The organism is uncultured Varibaculum sp. (assembly GCF_902489465.1).
In the GTDB taxonomy this organism is placed as follows: domain Bacteria; phylum Actinomycetota; class Actinomycetes; order Actinomycetales; family Actinomycetaceae; genus Varibaculum.
In genome coordinates, this window is record NZ_CABTZZ010000003.1 from 38,365 (window position 1) to 64,543 (window position 26,179).

17 protein-coding genes are annotated in these 26,179 nt (G+C 54.4%); 5 read left to right on the forward strand and 12 right to left on the reverse strand.

Going from position 1 to position 26,179, the window contains the following annotated elements; translation table 11 throughout:
- Positions 1 to 15: 15 nt before the first annotated feature.
- From RDM26_RS01025 to RDM26_RS01035, 3 genes are read right to left on the reverse strand one after another with little or no spacing between them, the layout of a single operon-like run.
- Positions 16 to 942, reverse strand: a complete 927-nt coding sequence (locus RDM26_RS01025) for a tetratricopeptide repeat protein (RefSeq protein WP_307737215.1) — start codon at positions 940 to 942, stop codon at positions 16 to 18.
- A 12-nt stretch (positions 943 to 954) separates the two neighbouring features.
- Entirely contained in the window at positions 955 to 1,962 is a 1,008-nt protein-coding gene (locus tag RDM26_RS01030; protein WP_307737216.1) for a hypothetical protein, read from the reverse strand.
- Complete coding sequence (locus RDM26_RS01035) at positions 1,959 to 3,539, reverse strand: hypothetical protein (RefSeq protein ID WP_307737217.1); 1,581 nt, start codon at positions 3,537 to 3,539, stop codon at positions 1,959 to 1,961. The genes RDM26_RS01030 and RDM26_RS01035 overlap by 4 nt, the downstream gene beginning before the upstream one ends.
- A gap of 265 nt (positions 3,540 to 3,804) precedes the next feature.
- On the opposite strand from RDM26_RS01035, the gene RDM26_RS01040 reads away from it, so the two are divergent.
- Positions 3,805 to 5,160, forward strand: coding sequence for a cellulose-binding protein (locus RDM26_RS01040; protein ID WP_307737244.1), 1,356 nt, complete (start codon positions 3,805 to 3,807; stop codon positions 5,158 to 5,160).
- A gap of 154 nt (positions 5,161 to 5,314) precedes the next feature.
- Here RDM26_RS01040 and RDM26_RS01045 read toward each other — a convergent pair whose 3' ends face one another.
- Positions 5,315 to 6,679: a DUF711 family protein gene (locus RDM26_RS01045; RefSeq protein ID WP_307737218.1), complete on the reverse strand. Its 1,365-nt coding sequence runs from the start codon at positions 6,677 to 6,679 to the stop codon at positions 5,315 to 5,317.
- A 49-nt stretch (positions 6,680 to 6,728) separates the two neighbouring features.
- Complete coding sequence (locus RDM26_RS01050) at positions 6,729 to 6,998, reverse strand: ACT domain-containing protein (RefSeq protein ID WP_307737219.1); 270 nt, start codon at positions 6,996 to 6,998, stop codon at positions 6,729 to 6,731.
- Between the two features lie 87 nt (positions 6,999 to 7,085).
- Here RDM26_RS01050 and RDM26_RS01055 point away from each other — a divergent pair, with 87 nt between their 5' ends.
- Positions 7,086 to 7,700 (forward strand): cadmium resistance transporter, encoded by a 615-nt coding sequence (locus RDM26_RS01055; protein WP_307737220.1) that lies wholly within the window; start codon positions 7,086 to 7,088, stop codon positions 7,698 to 7,700.
- Positions 7,701 to 7,892: 192 nt separating this feature from the next.
- Here RDM26_RS01055 and RDM26_RS01060 read toward each other — a convergent pair whose 3' ends face one another.
- From RDM26_RS01060 to RDM26_RS01070, 3 genes are read right to left on the reverse strand one after another with little or no spacing between them, the layout of a single operon-like run.
- On the reverse strand, positions 7,893 to 9,041 hold the full coding sequence (locus RDM26_RS01060; RefSeq protein ID WP_307737221.1) for an ABC transporter permease: 1,149 nt from the start codon (positions 9,039 to 9,041) through the stop codon (positions 7,893 to 7,895).
- Positions 9,028 to 10,287, reverse strand: coding sequence for an ABC transporter permease (locus RDM26_RS01065; protein WP_307737222.1), 1,260 nt, complete (start codon positions 10,285 to 10,287; stop codon positions 9,028 to 9,030). Before RDM26_RS01065 ends, RDM26_RS01060 begins: the two co-directional genes overlap by 14 nt.
- Before the next feature lie 2 nt (positions 10,288 to 10,289).
- Positions 10,290 to 11,228: an ATP-binding cassette domain-containing protein gene (locus RDM26_RS01070; RefSeq protein WP_307737223.1), complete on the reverse strand. Its 939-nt coding sequence runs from the start codon at positions 11,226 to 11,228 to the stop codon at positions 10,290 to 10,292.
- Positions 11,229 to 11,450: 222 nt separating this feature from the next.
- Between RDM26_RS01070 and ybaK the strand changes: the two genes are divergently transcribed.
- Together ybaK and RDM26_RS01080 are read left to right on the forward strand one after the other, a co-directional pair.
- Positions 11,451 to 11,936 carry a Cys-tRNA(Pro) deacylase gene (gene ybaK, locus RDM26_RS01075; protein WP_307737224.1) on the forward strand — a complete coding sequence of 162 codons (486 nt, stop codon included), beginning with the start codon at positions 11,451 to 11,453 and terminating at the stop codon, positions 11,934 to 11,936.
- A 178-nt stretch (positions 11,937 to 12,114) separates the two neighbouring features.
- Positions 12,115 to 13,380, forward strand: coding sequence for an Nramp family divalent metal transporter (locus RDM26_RS01080; protein ID WP_307737225.1), 1,266 nt, complete (start codon positions 12,115 to 12,117; stop codon positions 13,378 to 13,380).
- Positions 13,381 to 13,548: 168 nt separating this feature from the next.
- Here the strand turns inward: RDM26_RS01080 and glgB are convergent, their stop codons facing one another.
- From glgB to RDM26_RS01095, 3 genes are all read right to left on the reverse strand, one after another.
- Positions 13,549 to 15,732 carry a 1,4-alpha-glucan branching protein GlgB gene (glgB, locus tag RDM26_RS01085; protein ID WP_278608327.1) on the reverse strand — a complete coding sequence of 728 codons (2,184 nt, stop codon included), beginning with the start codon at positions 15,730 to 15,732 and terminating at the stop codon, positions 13,549 to 13,551.
- 722 nt (positions 15,733 to 16,454) lie between these two features.
- Positions 16,455 to 17,924, reverse strand: a complete 1,470-nt coding sequence (locus RDM26_RS01090; RefSeq protein ID WP_307737226.1) for an aldehyde dehydrogenase family protein — start codon at positions 17,922 to 17,924, stop codon at positions 16,455 to 16,457.
- Between the two features lie 166 nt (positions 17,925 to 18,090).
- Positions 18,091 to 19,347, reverse strand: coding sequence for a Glu/Leu/Phe/Val dehydrogenase (locus RDM26_RS01095; protein WP_278608329.1), 1,257 nt, complete (start codon positions 19,345 to 19,347; stop codon positions 18,091 to 18,093).
- A 202-nt stretch (positions 19,348 to 19,549) separates the two neighbouring features.
- On the opposite strand from RDM26_RS01095, the gene RDM26_RS01100 reads away from it, so the two are divergent.
- Positions 19,550 to 21,061 carry a PucR family transcriptional regulator ligand-binding domain-containing protein gene (locus RDM26_RS01100; RefSeq protein ID WP_307737227.1) on the forward strand — a complete coding sequence of 504 codons (1,512 nt, stop codon included), beginning with the start codon at positions 19,550 to 19,552 and terminating at the stop codon, positions 21,059 to 21,061.
- Here RDM26_RS01100 and RDM26_RS01105 read toward each other — a convergent pair.
- Positions 21,058 to 26,163, reverse strand: coding sequence for a SpaA isopeptide-forming pilin-related protein (locus RDM26_RS01105; protein WP_307737228.1), 5,106 nt, complete (start codon positions 26,161 to 26,163; stop codon positions 21,058 to 21,060). The two genes, RDM26_RS01100 and RDM26_RS01105, sit on opposite strands and share 4 nt — an antisense overlap.
- Between the last annotated feature and the right edge of the window lie 16 nt (positions 26,164 to 26,179).

Consider the following 26,179-nt stretch of genomic DNA (forward strand, 5'->3'; position numbering starts at 1 on the left):
CCGCAGGGAGGGTTTCTAAAATAGCAGCCGAGACAGACGCTGGCGCGCCAATTTCACTGCCTCGGGGTTGCGAGACAGGCGGAATAGTTCCAGAAGCCGTTCTCGGTACTCGTCGCGCTCCTCGTCAGCAGACTTTGCAATCAGGGACAGCAATAGATCGAAAGCTTGCGGTTCATTACCGGCTTGGAAAAAACGATCCGCCAAAACTAGAGGATCGGAGTCGTCTTGGCCTTCTTCAGTCTGCAAACGCTGCGCAATAGATACTTTGTCCACCAGTGCCTGATAGCGGGAGGAGTCTTCGGGGCGGTTCCGCAGTAGCTTTTGCGCCTGCTTCATAGCCTCTGCATATTCGCCTGCTTCGACCAACGCTTCCACCGCTTTTTCTTCTTCACTTCGCGGATCTTCCTGGCCCGAGTCAGCTTCTCCTGCCATGACGCCGGTCAGTCCTGCCTGCCCAGCAATCTGTAAGACTTGATCGATCAGCGGTTTAATCTGGGCCTTGGGCTGCGCCCCTTGGAAAAGAGGGGCAGGTCTACCCCCGATCAGCGCCACCACCATTGGGATGGATTGCGCCTGGAATGCCTGCGCTAACTGCGGAGAATCATCCACATTGATTTTCACCAATTGGAATCGTCCCTGATATTCGCGCGCCAGTTCCTCTAGAATCGGGCCGAGCTGTTTGCAAGGTCCGCACCAGGGAGCCCACAAATCGATGATTACCGGCACTTTAAGTGAGGTTTCAGCGACTTCCTCAAAAGTGTCATCGCCAGCGTCGCGAATAAAAGGACCTGCAATCACGGCACCGCCATTTTGTTTTAGCCTGCCCCCACCATTAGCTGGAGCTTTGCTTGCGGTAGGATTATCCGTCAATCCTGGTTGAGAATCCGTTGCAGTCTTAGCAGCAAATTGGGATAAATCTACTGCTCCATGTGTTTGTGCCAATCGAAACCATCCTTACTTAGCGGCCGCCGTTAACACTTCCGAAGCCGCGATTACCCGCACCTTGCCATCTTTGGTGCCCTTGGGTGGTATCTGCAGTAACACGCAGATAACTCGGCTCCAGGAAGCTTGTTTGGTGACCTTGCCGTTGTCCAGCAGATTAACCACATCACCGCTGAGGGTGATCGGTTTATCTTTAGCTACGTCCGTCAGCTTAACTTCTTGGGTGTAGGTGGTCGCCACCAGTGCCCCATTTTTCGCGGGCAGATTAATCGCCAGGGTGTTATTTTTAAAATCAGTAGGAGTTACGGTGGATGCTACTTTACCGGCGTTGCCTACTCCCTCGGTCAATGCCTTCAATTCTGCGCGTTTGCCTTCCATGAGGGGATCCACAAACACTTTGTCGGCATTTTTTGCTTTGGCGTCGAAGACAGACTGCGCCCAAGTGTTGACCGCTACTTCCGGGGAGAACATCAGGTTTGCATCGCTAGCAAGATCTAAAGGCTGTGATCCCCGTGCTACCACGTCAGTTTCTGGCAAGGAGGCCTTTGGCAGTAGCTGCATCCACTGCCAAAGTTGATAGGGGCTGGTTGCCTGGTTTTGACGGATTATTTCCACATATTTTGCACCATTGCTATCTGCCCCCGTCACGTTAAGCAAAGCGCGTGGCCATTTGTTTCCAGAGGTTACGGTAGTGATTTCCGAGGACGCAGGCAGCGCAGTTGGAACCGCTTGGTTGTTCTTTTGATGCATCTGGTATTGCGCGGTGCGCATGGCCAGTGCGGGACCGGCCACTCTGGGTTTTAGTGCTCCGGCATCAAATTTGGCGTCTCCGGCTGCTAAAGCGGAGTTAACTGCTTTAAGGATGGGGTCTACCTGTTCGACTCGCAAAGCTGGATAAGTCTCGGTGGGAGCAGAACTTGGTACCTCTTTCCGCTCAGCGGCACTAGTGCATCCTGCCAGGCTGGTTATTGCCAGGCAGCTAGCTGCGGTAACGGACAATAGTACTCGCATTTTTCTCATCGGTTGCTACCTCCTTGGCTCTGGTCAAAGGTAGATTCACCTTCGAAATCTGCCATATCAGGTCCATCTCCTAATCCGTCCAGGTCGAAGTCATCGTCCTCGAACCATTCTTCGGCGCGCTCAGGAGCTACCTCCGCTTGCGCGGCGGGAGGTTGATAAGAGTCCGCCGGGTTGTAGGAGGCTTCTGGTTGGTATGACTGTGCCGGCTGCGGTGAGACGGCAGGGTTATAGGAGGCCTGTGGCTGATAGGAAGCCTGTGGCTGGTAGGAGTCCGCTGGTTGTAAAGAGGCCCCTGGGCTGTAGGAGTCCGCTGGCTGGTAGGAGTGTGCCGGTTGTAGTGAGGCAGCTGGGTTGTAAGAGGCTTCTGGTTGGTATGACTGTGCCGGCTGCGGTGAGACGGCAGGGTTATAGGAGGCCTGTGGCTGGTAGGAGTCCTCTGGCCGGTAAGAATCCTCCGGTTGTAAAGAGGCCCCTGGGCTGTAGGAGTGTGCCGGTTGTAGTGAGGCCGCCGGGCTGTAAGAGGCCTGTGGCTGGTAAGAATCCTCCGGTTGTGAAGAAGTAGCCGGGTTAAATGAAGCCTCCCCGGCGACCTCAGGGAGCGGAGAATACGCCGCCGGCTGCAGACTTTGCGTAGGTAACGACAGCTCTGCCGCTGGCATCGTGGGAGCTGAAACTTCCTCAGTAGCTGGAACTTCTGGGGTCACCGAATCTGCAGCTTCGGGATTGATCGCTTGTCCGTCAGCATCAGTGCGGATTACCGGCACCAAACCGGTGGGGAACTTGACCCCTTCCACTTCGATGGTGGCCTCCCCGCGTTCGCGGGCTTTGCGTAATTCCGAACGCGAGGGCGGTTTAGTAACCGCATTGAGTGCAGGTATCTGCACGGTTTGCTCTCCTTGCGCCGCGGCTTCCTGGGCGCGCTGCTCACGGCGCTTACGTATTTCTGCCTCTTCTTTAGCTGCTGCTATGGCCAGCCGATTGATTACCACAGCAACCACTGCGCCGATTAACATCAATAGCAGCCCCGCGATCAGCAGTGGCCAGAACCAAGGGGTAGAAACTGGCTGTGTCCACTGCAAAGTCAGCTGGACGTTTCCTTCCTCTGACCAAGCAATCAGAGACCATGCGCCCTCGGAACGATCCCAAGTTTCGCTGATCTGGCCGGTATCTACCTCTTTATATTCGACCCACATATCCTTTCCGGCAGCTTCTCCGGGTTGGCGCGGATCTGCTTTCCCCTGATGTGGTTGGGTCAGTAGGGTGGTGTCATCTTTTTGTCCGGTAACTTCCACGTAATTTTGGTCAGCTGCCCAAGCAGTCACATCGGCAGACCGGCCGATCGCTAAGGCTACTTTTCCTTGCCCGGCGACGGTAATTTTGGTAGGGGAGTCATAAAGTTCAAACATTCCCGGTCGGGTAATCGCTAAAGCTTGCTTTTGACTACTAGTAGGTAAAGATGCTGAGACCTGCGGATTTGGTTTCCAGATGGTCGCGTTACCTACACCTGCTAAGGCCACCAGAGCTCCCGCTATTACTAAAAGTAGTGGAAGCCAATACCTACGTAAGAAAATGTTCACCAGTTTCCCCTCAAGTCGTTGCCGGACAACTATAACTACACTTTACTTGCTTTGCTGCGGTGACGTTTATACCCGGTTAGGGTGTGACTAGGGTCAATTTTACCGTAACGTTTGGTTTCAGGCTGAAATAAGTGAAAGACTAGGCAATGATACGGGGTTTCGCACTCCTCAAGTAATGGAATAAAATGTTCCGAGTAATGCCTAATCTCAGCGGCTCATCTTCAGGGAGGACCAGGTGGAAGAACAAACTGATTTCCCGATCGTAATGCGCGGTTATGATCGTGTTCAGGTCGATTTGCAGATTCAAACTTTGAATAACCAGATTACCGAGTTGCAGCAGAAGCTGGACACGGTTGACCAGCGCAATGTGGATTTAGGGGAACAACTAGCTGAAGCACAAAAGCAGCTGCGTTCTTCTGATCGTAGTTCTTACACGGGGATCGGCGCCCGGATAGAACAGCTGCTACGCAGCGCGGAAGAACAATCAACCGCGGTCATCAATAAGGCCAATGCGGAGGCCGAGCAGCTGATGGAAAAGACCCGCAAGAACGCTCAGGATATGTCCGAGCGGGCAGAGGCGGAAGCTGCTTCCCTGATTTCAGAGGCACGGCGCGAGGCTGAAGAACGTACCACCACCGCGGCCACCGAATCCGAGACAGTGCTGACTAACGCCCAGCATCGGGCGGACGAACTGGTTGCCGCGGCAGAGCGGGAAGCCTCCTCTTTGCGGGCAGAGACCAACACTCAGGTCTCTGACCTGAAAGCAACCGTTGACCGGGAAACCGAATTGCAGCGGGCTCAGGCCGAAAAAGACTATGTAGAAATGCGGGTTAAAGCTGAGCAAGAAGCTTCCCAACTCCGCAATGATGCGACTGCAGAGGCACAGGCACTGCGCGAGTCCTCTCTGACCGAGGCTACCAAGACTCGGGAAGAAGCTAAAGAACAGGCAGAAAAGGCTTTGGCAGATGCCCGCAGTCAGTCCGAAAGCATTTTGAAGGAAGCGCGGGAAAGCGCGGATAGCATCCGTTCGGAGATCCAACAGATGCGCCAAGAGGCCGAAACGGAGATCGCGGCCGCTCGTGCCGCCGCTCGGGAGGCTGATGCTCAAGCTCATGAGCAGTCTCGTTCCGAAACCTCCGCGATGGTGGCCGCCGCTAAAGCACAAGTTGCTGACGCCGAGAAACACTTGGGTGAAACTTTGCAGCGGGCAGAACGCTTGCTGACCGATACTGATGCGGTCGTACGTCGCCGCCAGGAAGATGCACGTCGCGCGGCAGAAGCCACCATTGCAGCTGCCGAGGGCGAAGCCGAGCAGGTGCGTGAAGCTGCTCGTATCGAAGCTCAGGCAGAGCGGGCCGCTGCGCAACGCACCGTGGAGCGCCTGGAGCGTCAACGCGAATCCATCGCCGCCTACCTCGAAGAAATGCGGGGCTTGCTGGGCTCTGAGACCGCTACTGGTCTCGAGGGGCTAACCCCCATGCAGCAGTTGCCGGCAGTGCTAACACAGGAAACTGAGGAAGCCGAGGGCGAACAGCCGGCTCCGGTAGAACCGCCGGTATCGCCAGCAACTCCTGATGAAGAATCGGCAGCTACCGATCTGTTTACCAGCGATGAACAGTAAACGGAATAAGCTCATTTAACTAACTTTGGGCGCGTCTTTGGTATACCAAAGACGCGCCCAAAGTTTTTGACGGCTGCTCTCAGACAATTGTCTGCCCACTCTGGCGGCAGAAAGTATTCTGGGGCGCCGCAGCTGTCTAAGCGGGTTGTCTACGTTAGTTCTTAAAGGAATGCACGGGGGCGGGGATGCGTCCGCCGCGAGTAGCAAACTTTTCCGAAGAAAACGGAGATACTTCCATAATTGGCGCCCAGCCTAGCAGGCCTCCAAAATTCGCTTGGTCCCCAACCCCTTTACCCGGTACTGGAATCACTCGCACTGCAGTGGTTTTCCCGTTGGCGACCCCGATCGCGGCCTCATCGGCAATCAATCCGGTAATAGTGGCCGCAGGAGTATCGCCGGGAATCGCGATCATATCCAGACCCACTGAACAGATAGCGGTCATAGCTTCTAGCTTCGCCAGGCTCAAGGAGCCGCGCTGGACTGCCTGAATCATATTCGCGTCCTCGGAAACTGGGATGAACGAGCCGGAAAGTCCCCCGACCAGAGAGCAAGCCATCAGACCGCCCTTTTTAACCGCATCGTTGAGCAGCGCCAAAGCCGCGGTAGTGCCCGGGGCACCCACAGTTTCTACCCCCAGCTCTTCTAAAATCGCGGCCACCGAATCTCCTACTGCCGGGGTGGGAGCCAGGGATAAATCTACAATCCCAAAATTTACCCCTAGGCGTTTAGCCACGGTTTGCCCCACCAGCTGTCCCATGCGGGTGATTTTGAAAGCTGATTTCTTAATGGCTTCTGCGCATTCTTCAAAAGGCCGCCCCTGTACTCCCGCGAGCGCCCTCTCTATTACTCCCGGGCCCGAAATCCCTACCGATACCACCGCATCGGGTTGGCTCACGCCATGGAAAGCACCCGCCATAAAGGGGTTATCTTCTACCGCGTTGGCAAACACCACCAGTTTTGCGGCTCCGATTCCGTCTTTATCGGCAGTTTTATGGGCGGCAGCGAGTATCTGCTGACCCATTTTTGCGGTCGCACTCATATTGATGCCGCTGCGAGTAGAACCGATATTTACCGAGGAACATACGATGTCGGTAGTGGCTAACGCCTCGGGAATGGAATCGATTAACGCTAAATCACTGCGGGTTGCTCCAGCTTGCACCAACGCGGAGTAGCCACCTACGAAATCTACTCCTACAGCTTTACCGGCGCGATCAAGCACCTGGGCAAAGGGCAGGGGATCATCGGTACGGCATGCCGCTGCTATCAGGGAAATTGGGGTTACCGAAAGCCGCTTATTGATAATCGGCACCCCGAACTCGCCCGCGACCTCCTCGGCAGTCGAAACCAGGTGGGAGGCAGAGCTTAAAATCCGCTCTTCTATGCGCGCGCAGGCTCGCTCGATATCGGCGTCGGCACAATCCAGCAGGGACAGCCCCAAAGTGACGGTGCGTACGTCCAGGTTGTCCTCGGCAATCATCTGTATGGTTTCCAGGATTTCCCCGGTGGTATCCACGCCCATGATTCTCCTCTATGATTATGGTGATTTGCGCAGCTAGGTGGTAAGCAGCTTAGAGTTTATGCATGGCGTTGAAGAGGTCTTCCGCCTGAACTTTAATAACCAGCCCTTCGGCTTCCTCTACTGGTGCCATAGCTGCCTGCACCTGCGCTAACCCGATCTGCTCTTCATCGAATTCCAGTTGCATAATCATGGTGAAATATTCATCCATCAGCGTCTGGGACACATTGGTGATATTCACCTGATTTTGGGCGAGCGTTTGGGACACCGCCGCGATAATCCCGGTGTGGTCGATACCGGTAACCGTCATAATTGCTTTCACGTGCTTCAGCTTACGTTCTTCTACGGCTTTTTTGCGATTCCTCGTCCCAGTTTCTTCATTTCTGAACTCTTTGGTAATAATGGCGGAGTGACTTCTAGTTTGATTATTTCGACCCTCGTGCAAGCGCTAGTGCTATTTGTAGCCACCAATATTGACCACTTGGCGTTACTAACTTTGTGGTTTGTTCACGGACAGAATCGGCCGGGAACTACGGCGCGCATCTGCGCCGGTCAATATGTAGGTTTCGGGGTAATCCTGGCAGTCACCATAGTCTTAAGCGCAATTTCTGGTTTGGTAATCCCGCAGGAGTACCTGCGGTTTCTGGGGCTGATACCCCTGGCACTGGGAGTTAAAGCGGCAATCAGCGAAATCCGGGAGCGGGTTGGGTCTAGGGACTTCGAGGACGAGGACGAGGCACAACTAAAGGGAAAAAAGGTCAGCGTAGGCGCAGTTGCTCTGGTGACTATGGCTAATGGGGGCGATGAAGTAGCCGCCTATCTACCAGTTTTTGCCCTTTCCACCTGGTGGCAAATCGCCCTGTTTAGCGCAGTGTTCTTAGTGCTTGCCGGCGTGCTGCTTGCTCTTGCCCGTTTCATCACTGGACGTATGGGGCTTGCTGAGCTCTTGGAACGTTTTGAAGCGATTATTTTCCCCAGCGTACTTATCCTGCTAGGAGTGCTGATCCTCGCCGATTTACTCTAGGTTGGTTGACTAGCTGTGGGAGATAGCAAACACGAGCCGCAGTCAGGAAAGATATGCTTGCTAACAGCGTGGGAGTAGATTTTTCCTCCCGCCCAAGAATTTGGAAAACATAGCGACGTTTTCCAAATTCTTATGCCCACCGCGCCTGCTCGGATAAAATCTACTCCCGCGCTGCCATAACGCCGATTTACTCTAGACACGGCGCTGCAGGCGAGTAAGTATCGCCGCGCCGATCCATAAGGCCAGTGCATAACCTACTTGCACCCCGATGTTCTCCCAGAACTGGGAGGCGGCAGCGCCGCTAAAGCTGGTCATTTCCGCTAACGCATTGTTGTTGTCGATGTAGTAAAAGGTGGGTAGCGCCCTCCCGATGGCGACTACCGCATCGGGCATTAGATCCCGGGGAATAAACGCCCCACATAGGAAAGCACTGGCCAGCGCCACCACATTCACAATGGCGCTGAGGGCTTCCTTGTTATTGGTAATTTTTGCCATTAAGAAGCCTAAGGCTAGTACCGGCAGCCCAAAAGCCACAATGTTAAGCGCATAGAGTCCCTGTCGTCCGGTATCGGCGATGCCGGGCAACAGCAGTCGCACTAAGAGCACATTGAGTGCCACGAGGAACGCTACGATTAGGGCGCAGCCGGCTATTAGGCTTAGGTCAATCCGGAAGGGATGTGCGGGGGAAACCAGGGTACGTTTACGTACGTTTATTACCGAAAAGGCCGCTAGCACCATGGTGATTACATAAGTGGCGCCGGCCATGAGGGTGTAGCTGCCAAAGTTGTACAGGGCGGTCACATTGTGTAGTGTTTTTTGATCTAAATGGGAAGTGAGACTGACTTTACTATCCAGTTTCAGGCTAGAGTTTACCGCTTTGACCAGCTCGTCCTCATCCGTTAAATATTGCCCATATCCGGTAGCCAGCCGCAGGAAACGACTTACTAATACGTCGGCCGAGGCGCTCTCGGAGCTGGCGCGAGATTTTACGTCTACCACCGGTTTTTCACCTTTCAGGATGGTGGTGGTGAAGTCGTGGGGCAGGTAAACGACGTAGGACAAAGTTTGGTAATAGAGGGCGTCGTCGATTTCGCGTTCGCTAGTGCCGGTGTCTGCTTTCTTGGTTTGTCCGGCCAAGTAGGAGTTAAAAGACCGGGTGAGGGCAGTATCGTTGCCGCGGTTGATAACTAAAACTGTAGGTTTGGAAGCGGTGAAATCACCGGAGGAGCCAGGGCTGGTGTGGAAAGCAGTCAGTCCCATAACCACCATGATGGTGGTAAAGAGAATAACGAAAGCAATATTGCGCAGCAGTACCTGCAGGAAACCTTTAAAGACTGTCATAGCGTTGCTTCCTTAGGACGAACAGGGAGGCACCCAGGAGCACTGCCGAAATAATCAGCAGCAAGGTGACGTCTTGCCAAAAACCATCGAACCCGGGGTGATAGTAGAGGTTATAGAAACCGTCCGTGATTAGGGCAGTGGGATTTAGTTTATTTACCAGGGGCGCTTTTTGGTCTACTACGTAGCGCATGGTTCCGCCCATCATGCCGGCCAGTACTGCCCCCAACATGGTGACTGAAATCAAGACTCCAATTTTCATGTTTTCCCCGCCGGGCACGAGTGCGGAAATCGCTACCCCGAAGGACAATCCGACCAGGGCTCCAAGGGAAGTTAGCAGGAAGGTTAATGCCCAATTGGGGCCAAAATCGATATTGAACAGGACGTGGCACACTGCCACCAGTAAAATCAGGCCCACCAATTGCAGTAGGTAACTGGAAATAATCCCGGAAATAATCAGTTTGGCTTTGCTGGTCGGTGCCACCGCTACTCGTCTGCCGATTACCCCCAGGGGTGGCTGGGCATTATTCATCACTGTCATGGAGAACATCCCCCCATACAGGGCAGCCATAGCTAGCAGCGAGAAGAACTCTGCCATCAGCAAGTCCATAGATTTGGGGCTGCGGTCACGCAAAGTAAAGTCGCTTTTAGCGAGTCGGTCTTGGACCGAGGCCGCTACCTGGGAAGGATCAAAGGCAGGAGGCTGGCCGGGCGGAATGTTTTGAAAGTCAGGCGGAGAGTGAGCGCGAACGTTTGCCGCTATCTCTCGCTGCGTCAGTTGGCTGATCATATCGGTGCGTTGGGTGATTTCGTCAAGAATTGTTTTTAAGATGGTTTGTTCCATCCCGTTGGAAGCCAGAGTCAAATGAGCTTTGGCATCCCTGCTGATAGCTGCCTGCGAGGTTCCGGTAATCTCGACTATTCCGGAAACTTCCTCGTCCTCTAAAAGCCTTTTTCCTTCCTCTAAGGTCGTGACCATTCGCAGTTTCAACAGGGGTTGGTTTTCCGAGCTGACGGGGGAGGAGTCCTTCTTGCTTAAATCATCGAAAGCGATTTTGAAGGTGCTGTCTTGGTAGACCTGGGAGTTTACTACCGCTACCGGGACGGTATCGAAGGCTTCTTTATTGACAATGTCGCCGAGTGCCCCTTTGAACAGCAAGCCCAGCAGGATGGGAAAGGCGAGCGTCCAAAAAACCAAGGTGCGGTTGGAAAGCAGTAGCTTTAGGTTGTATCCGATTAGGTGCCCCATAGCTAGTCTCGCAATTCCTTGCCGGTTAGCTGCAAGAAAACGTCATTTAGGGTGGGACGCTCCGAGTAAATCGACTCATAAGCTATGCCGGCCTGGCTCAACTGGGCGATGAGAGTGGAAACGTGGTTTTGTCCGTGCCGGTAAACTAGCTGGAATGTGCGATTTCTGGTGGTAACTGACTCAATTTGGGGATCGGATTCCAGCTTTTCTTTAAGTTCTGGAGGCAGCTCCACCCCCTGCAAAGTAACTTTTTCTTCGATATCAGATAGCTGTTTCAGCTCATTAATGGTGCCTTGCGCGATGATTTCACCCTTGTCAAGAATGATGATTCGGTCGCAAATCTGCTCTACTTCTTCCATATAGTGAGTGGTGTAAACCACCGTGGCTCCGCGGTCACGCAAAGTGACGATACCGTCCAGGATATTGTTGCGGCTTTGGGGATCGACTGCCACGGTCGGCTCATCCAGGAAAATCAGCTCCGGTTGATGGGCGATACCGCACACTAGGTTTAAGCGGCGCAACAGGCCTCCGGAGAGCTGCTTAGGGCGAAACTTTAAATAGTCTTGCAGTCCCGCCAACTGAACCGCCTCTGCAATCATCGCGGAGCGTTTACGCTTGTCCGCCAGGTACAGTCCACAAAAATATTCCAGGTTTTGCGCCACGGTTAGCTCATTGAATACGGCTATGTCCTGGAATACCACCCCTAGACGCCGTTTAATGTCGAAGGCATCGGGGCGCATTTCTTGTCCGAAGATTTTCACGCTCCCGCTGGTGAAACGTAGCAGGGAGAGGATGCAGTTGATAGCAGTGGATTTTCCGGATCCGTTAGGCCCTAGCAGCCCCAAGATTTCGCCCTGACGAACTTGAAAAGTCAACTTATTGAGGGCGCGTAACTGCTGGTAATCTTTGGTTAGACCCTCTACTTCAATAATGTTGGTCACGACGGTTCTCGCGTTCTAGGGGTAGTTATTTTTAAGGCAATTCTAGTTTAGCGAAGCTAATCAGCGGTACCCCCCAACCGTGGCGACGTTAATCGAGAATTAACCGAGAGTTATTGCAGATTTTAAACGCCGCCACGGCTGAGGGTAGGAAGTTATTTTCGTTCAAAAATTTTCGAGTCGGTTAAACTGGCTGAGAAAACTCCTAGGAAAGCAGGTGCGGTTATGGGCAAGAAGCATGTGAAAACTAACGCCCTGCGCATCCTCGAAAATGCGGGAATCGCTGCGCAAATGACGCAGGTTTCTTCCAAAGGGGAGTTTTTAGATGCTCTTACGATTGCGCAGGAGCTAGGGGTAGATGCGAATTTAGTTTTTAAAACTCTAGTTCTAGAGGGCGGACCTGGGGAGCATTTTGTGGCGGTAGTGCCCGCTACTCACGAGTTAGATTTGAAAGCTGCCGCCAAGTGTTTTGGGGTAAAACACCTGGCAATGTTGCCTTTGAAAAAGCTAACTCCGCTCACCGGTTATTTAAAAGGAGCGTGTTCGCCCTTGGGAATGAAGAAAGATTTCCCCACGGTGATCGACCAATCCGCTTTTGAGCAAGAAAAAATTTACGTATCTGCGGGTAAACGCGGTTACCAGATTCTAGTTGCGGCCACAGATCTGCAAAGGGTGATACCGGCGAAGCAGGGAGATATTTCTCGACCTTAAAAAGCTAGCCCCCACTAAAGTGAGAGTACTGTCAAACGGTTTTTGTCTTCTAAAAAAACCGAGTAAAGTTTCGGGTATACGAAACTTACATAAGGGGCACCCGAAACCCGGCTAAAGGAAAGTGGGGGGCTGCTTAGATGAGGCAGTTTTTGCGAGTTAGAAAGGTGAATCTGCGCAGATGGAAAAGGAAATCGTCCCAGATTCTCAACCTGCTCCCGATGGGAAGGTGGCTGCCAAGAAAGGTTTGCTCCCGCTCCTGGGGCCGGCGTTCGTAGCGGCAGTTGCCTACGTTGATCCCGGGAATGTCGCCGCCAATATCACTGCTGGTGCCCGCTATGGCTATCTGCTGGTGTGGGTATTAGTGCTGGCCAATTTGATGGCAGTGATCATTCAATATCAAAGCGCCAAACTAGGGTTAGTGACTGGGAAATCTTTACCGGAGATCTTGGGGGATCGGCTGCCCAAAGGCAAACGCATCACATTTTGGATTCAAGCTGAGATTATCGCGGCCGCTACCGACCTGGCGGAGATCGTGGGGGGCGCGATTGCGTTGCAGCTACTGTTTGGGCTGCCACTGTTGGCAGGGGGCTTTATCGTAGGCTGTGTATCGTTAGCACTGCTAGTTTTCCAGAATGAACGCCGACAAAAACAGTTCGAAACTATAGTGATCGGACTGCTAGTGATCATCACCGTAGGCTTCTTGTCGGGGCTGGTGATTAGCCCGCCTGATCCCGCGGGAATGCTGGGGGGATTGCTACCCCGTTTTGCCGGTACCGACACCGTGCTGATCGCTGCCTCCATGCTGGGAGCAACCGTGATGCCTCACGCTATCTACCTGCATTCTTCGCTGGTGAACCACCGTTTCCCGGAGCGAGGTTCTCGCGATATTCCGCACCTGTTACGCGCCTCCAAACATGATGTGGTCTATGCGCTATTTGTCGCGGGAGCCGTCAATATTGCACTTTTATTGCTGGCCGCGTCGGCGCTAGCGGGAAAGAGTGGCACCGACACTATCGAGGGCGCACATGGCGCTATCGAAAATGCCTTGGGCAGTGGAATCGGCGTAATTTTTGCGATTGGCCTGCTAGCTTCCGGATTAGCCTCTACTTCGGTTGGAGCCTATGCGGGTTCGGAAATCATGGGCGGGCTGCTGCATGTGCGGGTACCGCTTTTCCTGCGCCGGCTAATCACCCTGATTCCCGCGCTGCTGATTCTGTGGCTCTACCCCAACCCCACCTGGGCTTTAGTTGTTTCCCAGGTAGCGTTATCTTTCGGTATTCCCCTAGCGGTAGTACCGCTCGCAGCCTATACCCGCAAGAAAGAACTAATGGGCAGCTACACCGATAACCGGGCAATGCGTTGGACAATGTGCGCCATTGCGGGCTTGATAATCGCCTTGAACCTGCTGCTAGTGGTGCTTACTTTCATGGGAGTTGACGTATAAACCGCTGTCCGCAAAGAGCTAGGTTGTCCCTGGAAAGTAGCCTGCGTCCTCGTAAATGGTTTTGGAATCCGGGAGATTAGATCCAAAAGCATTAAGGGTGCGTCCTCGAGAACTAAGCATTCTTGAGGACGCACCCTATTAAGCCATTAAACTGGCTGAGCTATTGATCTAGTCTTCTTTAGGACGCAACCAGAGGCAACCCAAGGGAGGTACCCTGAGCTCTACCGAGTAGGGGCGGCCATTCCACTCCATATCTTCGGCAGTTACCTGACCTAAGTTAGTAACCCCCGAGCCGCCATACTTGGCGTCATCGGTGTTAATAATTTCTTCCCACTCCCCACCGTCGGGTAGTCCTACCCGGTAGCCTTCGTGGGGATTACCCGCAAAGTTACAGATACACACCATCTTGTGTTCGTGTCCCCGATCATCACGGGACTTGCGCACATAAGAGATCACGTTATGATCCGAATCATTGGATTCAATCCATTCAAACCCGGTGTGTTCGTCATCCCACAATGCCGGTTCGCTAGTGTAGATCTGGTTCAAGTCCCGCACTAGTGCCCGTACTCCCTGGTTGCGCTCGTCATCTAGCAGGAACCAATCCAGGGAGCGGTTGGCATCCCACTCGGCGCCCTGGGCGAACTCGCCTCCCATGAACAACAATTGCTTACCCGGGTGTGACCATTGATAGGCGTAGAGGGAACGCACTCCCGCTAATTGGCGCCAGTAGTCACCTGGCTGCTTAGCGAGTATAGAGCCCTTGCCGTAGACAACTTCATCGTGGGAGAGCGGCAAAATATAGTGCTCCGAGAACGCATACACCAGGGAGAACGTAAGTTCGCCGTGGTGCCAAGATCGGTTGACTGGGTCTTCACGCAGGTAACGCAAGGTATCGTTCATCCAACCCATATTCCACTTCAAACCAAAGCCCAAGCCGCCGGCATCGGTAGGAGCAGTTACCCCTGGCCAGGCCGTAGACTCTTCTGCAATCATGCAGATGCCCGGATACAGGCGGTAGCAGGTGGCGTTGGCTTCCTGTAGGAAAGAAATCGCTTCCAGGTTTTCCCGTCCGCCATATTGGTTGGGATGCCACTGGCCTTCCTCGCGGGAATAATCCAGGTAAAGCATGGAAGCGACCGCATCGACCCGCAAACCATCAATATGGAACTCATCCAACCAGTACAGGGCGTTGGCCACCAGGAAGTTTCGTACCTCGTTGCGACCAAAGTTGAAAATCAAGGTTCCCCAATCGGGCTGTTCGCCGCGGGTAGGATCCGGATGCTCATAGAGTTTGGTGCCATCAAAGTCGGCGAGCGCAAACTGGTCTTTGGGGAAATGGCCGGGAACCCAGTCCAGGATGACCCCGATTCCCGCCTGGTGCAGTTTATCTACCAGGTAGCGGAAATCGTCGGGAGTGCCATAGCGGGAAGAGGGCGCGTAATATCCGCTCTGTTGGTAACCCCAGGAACCATAGAAGGGATGCTCGGAAACTGGCATCATCTCTACGTGGGTAAAGCCCATATCTTTAACATAGGTAACCAGATCGTCAGCCAAATCCCGATAGTGGGTGTCATAAGACCAGGACCCGATATGCATCTCATAGACCGACATAGGGGAGGTATGGGGATCGGTTTTTGCCCGCTTGTCCATCCACTCTTGGTCTTCCCACTGGTGGTGTTTATCGGTTACTACCGAGGCCGTCAAGGGAGGAATCTCGCAGGCGCGAGCCATCGGGTCGGCTTTTTGTTGCCAGGTGCCGTCTGGTCTTAAAATTTCGAACTTGTAGCGAGCCCCAATTTCGACGTCCGGGATAAACAATTCCCAGATCCCCGAGGAACCGAGGGAACGCATCGAGGAGGTCTCCCCATCCCAATAGTTAAAGTCGCCCACTACCCGCACTGCTTGGGCGTTCGGCGCCCACACCGCAAAGGAGGCTCCTTTAGTTTGCCCCATTTCCGTGTCGTAGGTGCGCAGGTGAGCTCCCAACACTTCCCAAAGTCGCTCGTGACGCCCCTCAGCAATCAGATAAAGGTCAAATTCGCCAACGGTGGGCAGGTAACGGTAACCGTCATCTAGCTCTGTGGTTTCTTCCCCATAGGTGGTGCGCACCCGGTAATCGGGGATTTCGGTGCCCTCAAGTACTGCCACCCAAATGCCATCTTGCTCATGGGTTGCCGGGAAAGTGCCTTTGGGGGTGATAATCTCTACGGCATCTGCCAGGTGGGCAACGGTGCGGATAGTTACGGAATCGTCCCCCACGTGGGTGCCTAGCACTGAATGCGGGTCAAAATATCGTCCGTGGGCGACATTAGCTAGGACGTCTGGATCTACAGCTACAGGTTTTGCGTTCATGCCTCTAGCGTGTCACGAATCGCCCAATAATTCTTTGGAATAACCCCCCGATTTCCAAATTTTTTCCACCCCGAGTTCCAACAGCGTGCATTGCTTAATATCATCTGGTTCTATTATTCGGGGCTGGCTCGGTAAAAGCACTCCGGGGGCCCGGTGAGCCTCGCAGGGGCTCGGCTCAAGCCCCGTTCGTATCTTTTACCGGCCGCGCCCCTAGTCGCACCGGGTTGCCCTCTCAGCGCGGGGACTGTCCGCGTACAGAGGCGGATTTTACCGCCCGCCCCGAAATCCGGAAAACGCTCTGGCATTTTCACGGATTTAACGCCTTAAGAATTACAGAACTCTAGACTTCTCACCTGGTACCCGACTATAAAGGCATCTTGGTGGCTAGGAGTGTCTACCCTACGGCATAAATCCGCCCCTGCACGCTCATTGCGTACCTTACGGGAATCTGGCAAAACTGTACCCCTTGCGTGGGGGCGAAGTTTTATCCGAGCAGGCTAGGAGAGTACCTGGCGGTTCTTGTTCCCACTGAGATGTTCACGCAAGTGATACCAGCCTGCCCGCACACCGGACTAGCCTAGGCAGGAGGAAAAACTTCTCCCCCGCGCTAAACCCGGAGTGCTTTTACCGAGCCAGCCCCGGGATAGGGAAAACACATGAATCTATACCTCGCGCGTGACGTACGGACTTTTCGTAAACCCGGTGGGCTTTAGGCGGTGGGGTTACCAATCTAGGCTGAAGTATTGCACCTCTTGGAACTCCCTAATCCCTTCGCGGGCGCCCTCGCGACCAATCCCGGATTGTTTTACTCCACCAAAGGGTGCAGCGGGATCGGATACCAGGCCGCGGTTCACCCCCACCATGCCGACCTCGATCTTTTCTGCTAGATGCAGCGCCCAGTTTAGGTCGCCGTAAACGTAGGAGGCCAGCCCCATTTCGGTGCCATTTACCATATTGAGCAGTTCGTCCTCGTCAGCATATTCCTTAATGGGGGCAAGCGGGCCGAAGATTTCGTTTTGTAGGAGGGGAGAGTCGGCGCGGGGCACCTCGATAACTGTGGGTGCCACGAAGTATCCAGCTAGATCGCTGGGTAGGGGTGCTTGAGCAAGGACTTTTGCTCCTTGGTCTAGGGCTGATTCGAGCAACTGATTCATTGCCTGCATAGCTTTTTCGTTAACTACCGGGCCGATTTCGGTTTCTGGATCTAGTCCCGCGCCCACTTTCAAAGCTGTTACTCGTTGGCAAAGTGCTTGCGTAAATTCTTCTTTAATGTCTTTGTGCAGGTAGATGCGGTTAGCGGCGGTGCAGGCTTGACCGCCGTTGCGGAACTTGGCAACCATTAGCCCCTCGACAGCGGCATCCACATCGGCGGTTGCTCCCACTACGAAGGCGGCATTTCCTCCAAGTTCCATAGCGGTGTTCACTACCCGGGGAGCGGCGAGCCCCAGCAGGGTGCGTCCCACCGGGGTGGAGCCGGTGAAGGACACTAGGCGTACGCGGGGATCGGCTAGCCAGGTATTGGAAATTTCGGCAGAGTGGCGTGAAGGTACCAGGTTTACTACCCCGTCTGGTACGCCTGCCTCTTTTAGGATGCGCATAATGGCGAGGGCGGTTAAGGGGGTTTCGGAGGCTGGTTTTAGCACTACGGCGTTGCCGGCGGCGAGGGCGGGCGCGATTTTCCGGGTTGCCATGGCGGCAGGGAAATTCCAGGGAGTAATCAGCGCACATACCCCGACCGGGCGGGCGGTGACCAGGGTACGCGAGCCGCCTGCCGGCGGAATCGCATAATCGCCGTCAGAGCGGACTGCCTCTTCGGAGAACCAACGGAAGAATTCGGCGGCGTAGGAGGCTTCGCCCAGAGAATCGGGATAGGCTTTACCGTTTTCCCAGCTCATTAGGCTAGCGAGTTCCTTAGCGGAAGCCGTCATCAATTCCCAGGCGCGGCGCAGGATTTCGCCACGTTCGCGGGGAGAGCGGTCAGCCCACCCGGGTTGAGCGCTGACTGCCGCCTCGAGAGCAGCGCTGGCATCGGCGGTGGTGCCCGAGCTTACTTCGGTAATCGCGCGAGTGGTGGCGGGGTCTATTACCGGGAATGTTTCCCCGCTAGATGCTGGTCTGGGAGAGTTGTTAATCCAAACGGCTTTTGTCGGTTCCAGTTCTGCAACATACTGCGTTAGTTCTGCGCTATCCATAACCTCTTAATCTCTTTTCGTTTTAAATACCGCTTTTTCTGCGTCTTTGGTTCAGTTTATAGCGTTACCATCAGGGGTGGTAGAAAAGTATCTCCCCCGAGCGGCTGGTCCGCTCGGGGGAGATATGGTTTCACCTCAACGGGCAGATTCTCTGCCTAGGCGTCGATCACGGGTAAAGACCGCGCCGTTTGTGAGCCTGCAAGACGCGTTCCACCGCCAATACGGTAGCTGCCACCCGCAAGGTCACGCCCTTTTCTTCGGCGTAAGCCTCTACATCTTTCCAGGCGGCGGTAATCCGCTGTTCCTCTTCTTTTTGTACTCGCTCTAGTGGCCAGAAGAAGTTGTCGCGTCCTTGTACCCATTCGTAGTAGGACACGATCACGCCACCGGAGTTTGCCAGAATGTCGGGAACCACCATTACTCCCTTTTCATTCAAAATCTTGTCGGCGGCAGAATCGGTGGGGCCGTTGGCGCCTTCGACAATAATCTTGGCTTTCACATCGGGAGCATTTTCCTTGGTGAGCACGCCTTCAATGGCGGCTGGTACCACTACGTCTACGTCCAGAAGTAGCAGCTGAGAGGCGTCCATGGGTTCGGCACCGGGGAAGCCTACGACTTTGCCTTTTTCGTCAACGTATTCGCCGAGAGCTTTGGTGTCGATACCATCGGCGTTGTAGATGGCGCCAAAAATATCGGAGATGGCGACTACTTTGCCGCCGCGACGCTGCGCGATTTCGGCAGCTCCGCGCCCTACTTTACCGAAGCCTTGGATGGCCAGGGAGGCGTCCTCGAATTTAATGCCTTGTTTCTTCAGGGCGGCTTCTACCATGATTACTACGCCCAGGGAGGTTGCTTCTGCGCGTCCGAGTGATCCGCCGAGAGAAACGGGTTTACCAGTACAAATGCCGGGGACGGTATAGCCTTGGAACTGGGAATAGGTGTCCATAATCCAGGCCATGGTCTGTTCGTTAGTTCCCACGTCGGGGGCGGGAACGTCTTTTTCCGGGCCGATGATCGGCAGAATCTCGGAAATGTAGCGGCGAGTTACCCGCTCTAGTTCGGCTTGGGAATACTTGCTGGGGTCAATAGTTACCCCGCCTTTTGCTCCGCCATAGGGCAGATTCACTAGGGCGCATTTCCAGGTCATCCACATAGATAGGGCGCGAACTTCGTCAATATCGACGTTTTCGTTGTAACGGATGCCGCCTTTGGCCGGCCCGCGCGTCAAGTTGTGTTGTACCCGGTAGCCGTGCAGCACTTCATGGGTGCCGTCGTCGCGACGAATCGGAATAGAAACGCTCATTTCGCGGCGTGGCGAAGCGAGCATCTCGTAGTCGCCCTCGGAAAATCCCAGAATTTTCTGGGCTTCCCGTAGCTGATTCTTCGCGTCCTCATAGGGATTCGGTTTGTAATCCTCGGACATATATTTTGATCTCCTTTAAGGTTATCGATTGGGGTCTGACCTTAGCTTTTCCTGACTGGCAGGAATCATTTACGACGATCGTCGTCATTACTAAGGCGGTCAGCGCCCCATCTACCTCCGTTTTGAGCGGTGGTAACTGCAGTCTATCTAGGACGTAAGTCAGGGGTAAATATGCAATATGCATAAAATCTGGAAGTAGAATGTGCATAATGTATATATGATTACTGTGCAGGCGCTCCTGGGGCGACCGCATTTACATATTCAATCCCTTTGGTGTCCTAATCCTTTGGCCAAACTACGTTGGGTGGCGACCTCGGAACAAATAAATCCCGCTATTTCCTTAGAGGGAAACGAGCTGCTGCTAACCACTTCCGCGGGGAATCCGGAGGCGGAAGCTGGTTGGCTCGAATATGCCCAGCGCCTGGTGGCGGGGGGAATCACTACCCTGGGATTCGGTTTGGGGCTTAGTCACGATACCGTTCCTCCGCACTTGGTGCAGGCAGCCCGGAAAACTGGTCTTAACTTAATTGAGGTAGCCGCCGATCAATCTTTTGTGGCGCTTTCCCAAGAAGTAGCGCGGATGATCGAGGTCGAAGCCACCTCCGGGAAATATAAACTGGCGGCTTTGCAACAGCGCCTGATCCAAGCATCTGCACAGCCGCGCAGTGTAGACCTGATTACGGGGGAGTTGGCGCGAGGGATCGGCGCACAGGTAATCATCAGAGATAAGGCGGGCAGGATGATAGCTCAAGCATCCGCGCCTACGTTGAGTGCCGATTTAGGGAATTTTGCAGAACAATCTTGGGAGGGTTTTTCCGCAAATACCTCCCAGCTTTCCTTTGAAAGCGAGGAAGGATACTGTCTTTTCGCTGCTATTAACGCCCTAGGACAGGAAACCGCTTGGCTGCAGGTGTGTTGGAGCGTATTTCCTCAGCCGTGGCAGCAGCAGGCGCTTTCGCAGGCGGGGCTGTTAATCGCCTCGGCGCTAGCTAATTCCCGCTTTGTGTCCTCCTATCATGGGCGCTTACTGCAGCGCGCTTTTACCCTGTTGCTTTCTGGGGAGCTGGGGGCGGCGCAGATTCTAACCGAGATGGCGTTTCCGGACGCGTGGGCGCTTAGTGGGCGCTATGTTCCGTTGGTAGTGGCAGGGGAGGAGGGCGACCTGCGGGCTTTGGCTGCCAGAGTGGAGCGGGCAGTAACTAAAACTATGCCACCGCCGCTGTGGCGTTTTCACGCCGATAATTTAGAAATGGCGATTCCGGTAGCGGCGTTGCCGCTGACTTTGTCCAACTTTTCGCAAAAACAGTTTTCGGCTTTGCGAGCGGGAGTAGGGCAGGATTACCCGATCTCGCGGTTTAGTGCAGGGCTATCCGGGGCGCGGCAAGCGCTGCGGCACACCGGAAATACCCAGCCGGTAGCCCGGTGGGAGGAGATTTCTCGTTCTGGACTATTGCAGGTAATGGGTAGGGAAACGGTAGCGGCGTTCTCTCAGCAATTCCTGCGACCTCTACGGGGAGAAGCGGAACTACTGGCGCTGCTGGAACAGTATGTAGCCACTAAGGGTAATCGGCAACAGATGGCCAATACCCTGGGACTGCACCGTAACACCGTGGCGAAGCGGCTAGAAAAACTGCAAAGCAAACTGGGCGTTAACCTGGCAGAAGCCGGCGCTCAAGCCTCTGCCTGGGTAGCGCTACAAGGACGCAATTCCTAGCGGGCTTGGCGCAGCTGGCGAGCTGCGAGCAGTCCGGCACCGGCTAGTGCCAGGATCGCGGAGATCAAAGCCAGAGTGGCTCCGTTCGCACCGGTAATGCGCAGTGACGAGGGCGCCGGCCCCGCGCTAGCCTTAGAGCCGTTTGATCCACCGGTCATATAAGCACCGGCAGGCGCTTCGGTAGCTCCGCCGCTTTGGCCAGCTGACGGCGATGTGGTGCTTGCGCCATCCTTGTCACCCGGTTGGGGTTCAGAGGTGGGGTCAGTACTGGGCGCAGTCGGCTGGGAAGTAGGCTCGTCGCTAGGCTCCGTAGTCGGATCATCAGTCGGGTCGGTAGTCGGTTTATCTTCCGGTTCCGCCAGGTTAACGAACGGTTTCGCCGCGTTTTGTGACCATTTGCCATCCGTTCCCTTACTAAAGGAACGCGTTTGTGGTTCTGCCAGTTGCAGCCCCTTGGCAGTAGTTAGCTGCTTTAGTTGGTACTGCAAGCTTACGTCGTCAACCTTTACTTTATAGGCACCGGTCGCAGCATCTTGGTCAGTGCGTACCGCGAAGGTGGTGGTGCCACTGACAATATCCGTGACTTCAAAGGCAGCCGCGGTATTGGGCTTACCATCTTTGCCCAGGGGAGTGACCTGGAAAGAGGTTCCGGCTACTGCCTTACCCTGGGAATCAACTACCTTCCAGGTAAGTAACCCGCTGACCGGTTTCGGGCCAGGGGTGGGATCGGTAGCCTGCTTGCTATTGCTAATCACCAGCGTTCCCTCACTGAGGTCAACCCCGGTGTCATCTACTGAAACCTGGGCTTTTCCATTCTCAAAACTGATGGTGTAAGTCTTGGTGTCTTTGTCGTAGCCTTCCGGTGCTGCGGTCTGCTGCAACTTATAGGTCTTAGCCTGATTCAAAGTGGCCTGGAACGAGGCATCCGCCTTATTCTCCGTGACCGGAACGGTTTCGTTGCCATCTTTCAGGGAGAAACTGCCGCCGGCTAGGGGATTAGAATCCTTATCTACCAGTTTCCAAGTAAACTGCGCGGTCTTAATCACCGGGGTGTTTTCAAACTTGAGGCCGCCCAGATCAACGATTTGGCTGTAGCGTCCATCAGTTTGCAGCTTGAAGGTGACCTTTTGAGCGCCGGTCTTGGGAACGAAATCAGCGCCAGCGGTTAGCTGTTCCACCTGGTACTTAAGAGAACCATCTGGAACCTCTACCCGGTATTGTCCCAGATTCGGATTCAGATCCCGATCCCCGGCGATAGCGGTGGCATCAGACACGGTGAAAGACTTCGCGGTATCCAAAGTTTGGCCATCAGGTTTAAAGGCAGTCACCTTAAAAGAAGTTCCTGGCACATACTGCGAAGCATCCGCGGAAGAAACCACTTCCCAACGAATCTCTGCCCTGGTAGGCAGCTTAACGTTCTTAATAACCAGACCGGCATCTGCCAACGGCTTACCATTTATCTGCGGCTGGTAGGTGTCACCCTTGGCAACGAAAGTTAGCTGATAGCTGGTCTTATCAACCTCATATCCGTTGGGAGCGGCGCTTTGCGTCAAAGTATAGGTCTTGGTGGGATCCAGATTCGAAGCGCTATACACCCCGGGATCCGCCGCGTCCTGGGAGATAACCGTCAACGGGGCAGCCCCACCGCTAAGGGTAAAGGTAGCTCCATTAAGGTTCTTACCGGCAGTGTCCGTCAGTTTCCAAGAGAATGAGGTAGTGGCCGGAGGCTTCGGTAGTGCCAGGTTGGTGAAGGTAACTTCGCTGGTTTCTTTACCGGCAACCATCGCAGCCCAAATCCCATTGGCGTTATCTTTCTCTACGAAACTTATTTCATAGGAGGTAACGTCACCCAGCTTGTAGCCTTCAGGGGCGGCAGTCTGGGTGAGGGTGCAGGATTCCTTAGTGGGATCTAAAGAAACGCTATAGGTACCTGCGGCGCTGCCTGCAGCAGGAAGTGCTACGTCCTCAGAGCCGCAAACCAGTTTGAAGCTGCCGCCGGGTAACAGGTTATTGTCGGTATCTCGCAGCTGCCAGGTGAAAGACACTGGTTGGGGAGGCAGCGGACTCTTGGCGTTAGTAATCACAAACGCTTCCCCGCTTACTGCCTTACCGTCAACTTTTGCCTGGTATCCTTGGGAGGTCTTGTCAAAAGTAACGGTATGACTGGTTTGCTGCGGCAAGTCGTAGCCTTTAGGAGCAGCGGTTTGGGTGAGCACATAGCTCTTTGCCGGATCCAAGTCACTGACGGTGAAAGTACCAGAAGCAGAATCCGGGACGGTAACTGCCGCGCCGTCTTTTTCGGTCAAAGTAAACTGTCCGCCACTTAATGGCTGGCCTTGTGCATCTTGCAGTTGCCAGGTGAATGCAGTTTTTTCCGGCTTCGGATCCGGGGGAGTAACTGTGTCCTCACACTTAGTTACCGCTTTCACCACGGTATCGGCGCTCAGCTTGGTCTGCGTTAACTGATCCTCCGTTATCGGGGCATCATTGAGTTCCCAATGATCCACCGCGCAGATCTTACCCGAAACCGACGGCAAGGTTACCGCCGGTAGCGCTCCGATTACCGTATTCGGGGGCAGGAAACGCGCAGTGGTATAAGCCTGGGGGAGGGAACCGCCCTCGCCAGCTACCTGGTACTTCAACGAGTAACCCTGCGCCCACAGCAACCCGTCCTGGGTGTAAATCTGCCCGTTAACTGGGAAGATAAAGGCATCCGCCGCGTTCTTATCGCCGTGATAGGCGAACAGGCTGGGGGTCACTCGCGATTGCAGGTAATAGTTACCGGTCTTGGGAACCGACAGTGCCAAGTTGTTGTAAAGAGTGCTGGTCAGGGCAGAAGAAAGTACAGTTTCGCCCTCGGTAGTGACCAGAGAGAAAGGCACTGACTGTTTATTCTGGGTGAGTTTAGCTACTGCAGTACTCAGACCCAAAGTTTGCGGATTGCCAGCTCCGTCCGCTTTGCCATCAGCAAAACGCAAGTTTAGTACCTGCCCCTTGCCGGAACTGGTGTCTAGTGGCATATTTTCCCTGTCGGCAAGCGAGTAGGTACGCTGCGCGCTGCCATCAGTGCGGGGAGCACCCTCAGGTGAGGTGACCTGGAGTTTAGCGCCGGCGTCCAAGTTTGCGGTTACCGAGCTGCCTCCACCGGAACTTTGGAAACCTAGACCCACCCCAGAGCTGGCCTGTCCACCAATCAAATCCAGATTAGGGCTGCCAGAAAGAGTGATTCTAGCGGGAACTTTAGTCTGATACCCGGAGCCAATTGCTGCTCCGAATCCGTAACCTAATTTTTGAGTTTGCTGCGATACTGGCTGCACGGCGGCTTGCACTGTGGGAGAGCCAGAAATAGTGACGTGGAAAGGATCGGATACGTAGGTATCTATAAACCCGGCACTACCGATTACTGCCCCATCACGGCGTCCAAAGACTTTCGCAGTCACATTTGCCTGGTCAGTGAGGCTTACCCGCCCGGAACGGTTAGCGGCAGAGCCAATAGCTCCATTAACCGCGGTGTACTTTTCGGCTGAATCCCTGGCGGTCTCGGCATTGACTCGTGCATTTCCCGAAATAACCACCTGGTTTTGCTCGGCCGCGCGAATCGTATCTTCGTTCAAACGGGAGTTTCCCGCAAAGATTTGCTCGGGTGGGAGACCACCAGCCCCAATAGCGGGGGATTCCCGAACTACCCCCAGGGCATCAACCTGGGCACTATCAGAAATGGTGACCTTAGAGGCTCCAGAGGCATAACCCCCACCAATGGCGGCGCCGCGACCATTAGAATAGGCGGTTACCTGGGCATTACCAGAGATACGTACGTCTAGGTTGGCGCTGTCAGGGCCAGACCCGATAGCGGCGATATCCCCGGCCTGATCGAGGTGGGAGTCCGCGGTACCCACTGTGACTTTGCCGCCACTAATAGCTACTTCACAGCCGGGAGCCTTTGGCCAGCCGAGATTAGCGAAGTTTTCGTTCCAGTTGCCCACCCCACGGCAACCAATATTCATCGCACTATTGCCAGTGTCGCTACTAGCCGGGCTGACCTGGACGAGACCGCCGGTAATATTTACCCGTGGGTACGGCTGGGTGAAAGCATTCTTTATGTGTCCCTCAGAGTCCTGCATTGGGGTAGTGAAACTGCCTGCCCCCAGGGCGGTGTGATTCCCGGTAGCGTTAATCTGTCCGCCGCTAACGTTGATAGTGACCGCCGCGTTTTTCTGTGCCCAATCGGATTGAGCACCTGCCGGCAGTTTAACCGCGCCGCGACCAGTACCGATGAAAGCACCACCGTAAGCACCGGTGCCTACTTTTGCCAGGTTGACAGTCCCGCCTTTGACATTGATAGTGCCTCCAGCGCTCCAGGGAGTTTGATCGTAGTTGTTGAGCCAGCTGGGATTAGTATTCGGGTTCACTTCGTAATAAGCGCCACCGGAACCAATCAGGGCAGCACTTTCGGAAGATCCCTTGAGGTTTACGGTACCGCCAGCAATGTTAATGGTGCCAAAAGTTGAAAAGTGTTGGGTGCCAATCAGGGCAGCTTGAGACCGGGGAGAGTCGGGATTGTTCAGGTTCAAGACCCCAGATCCTGCCTGGCCGACATTCAGGGTAGTACCTGTCTTTACCTGCACCAAGGGGAGCGGAACCGGGTATTCCTTGGTGGCATTTTCCGAGGAGGCGCCCTGGCGGGTGAAAGTGTTTGTCCCGTTAAAAGCCAGACGGTTATTGGCATTGTTGTCCCCAGCGGTAACCATCGCCAAGTCTGGGTGGGAGGAGTTATCGATGTTGAGGTTGTTTACCGTCAGAGTATGACCTGCGTTGACCAGGAAAGACAGCCCCTTAAAAGTCTTACTAGTCGCGCCGGTCACGGTCACGTTGCCACCAACAGTGATGGTGCGCTTTGCGGCGTCGGTAGGCAAAGCGGAATCGCTGAGGTCGATGTCCTCGTTGATAACGGTACCCAACTGATTCCAGGACTTGATGACCTTGCCGTTGGCGGCGTTAGCGACACCTACCGTTAACGCCGGGCCGATCAGGGCAATCATATATCCGATTAGGGAGAGGGTGAGGACTAGCGCCGTAGGGCGTTTAGCTAAGGGATTGCGCATCAGGACTCCTGCTGAT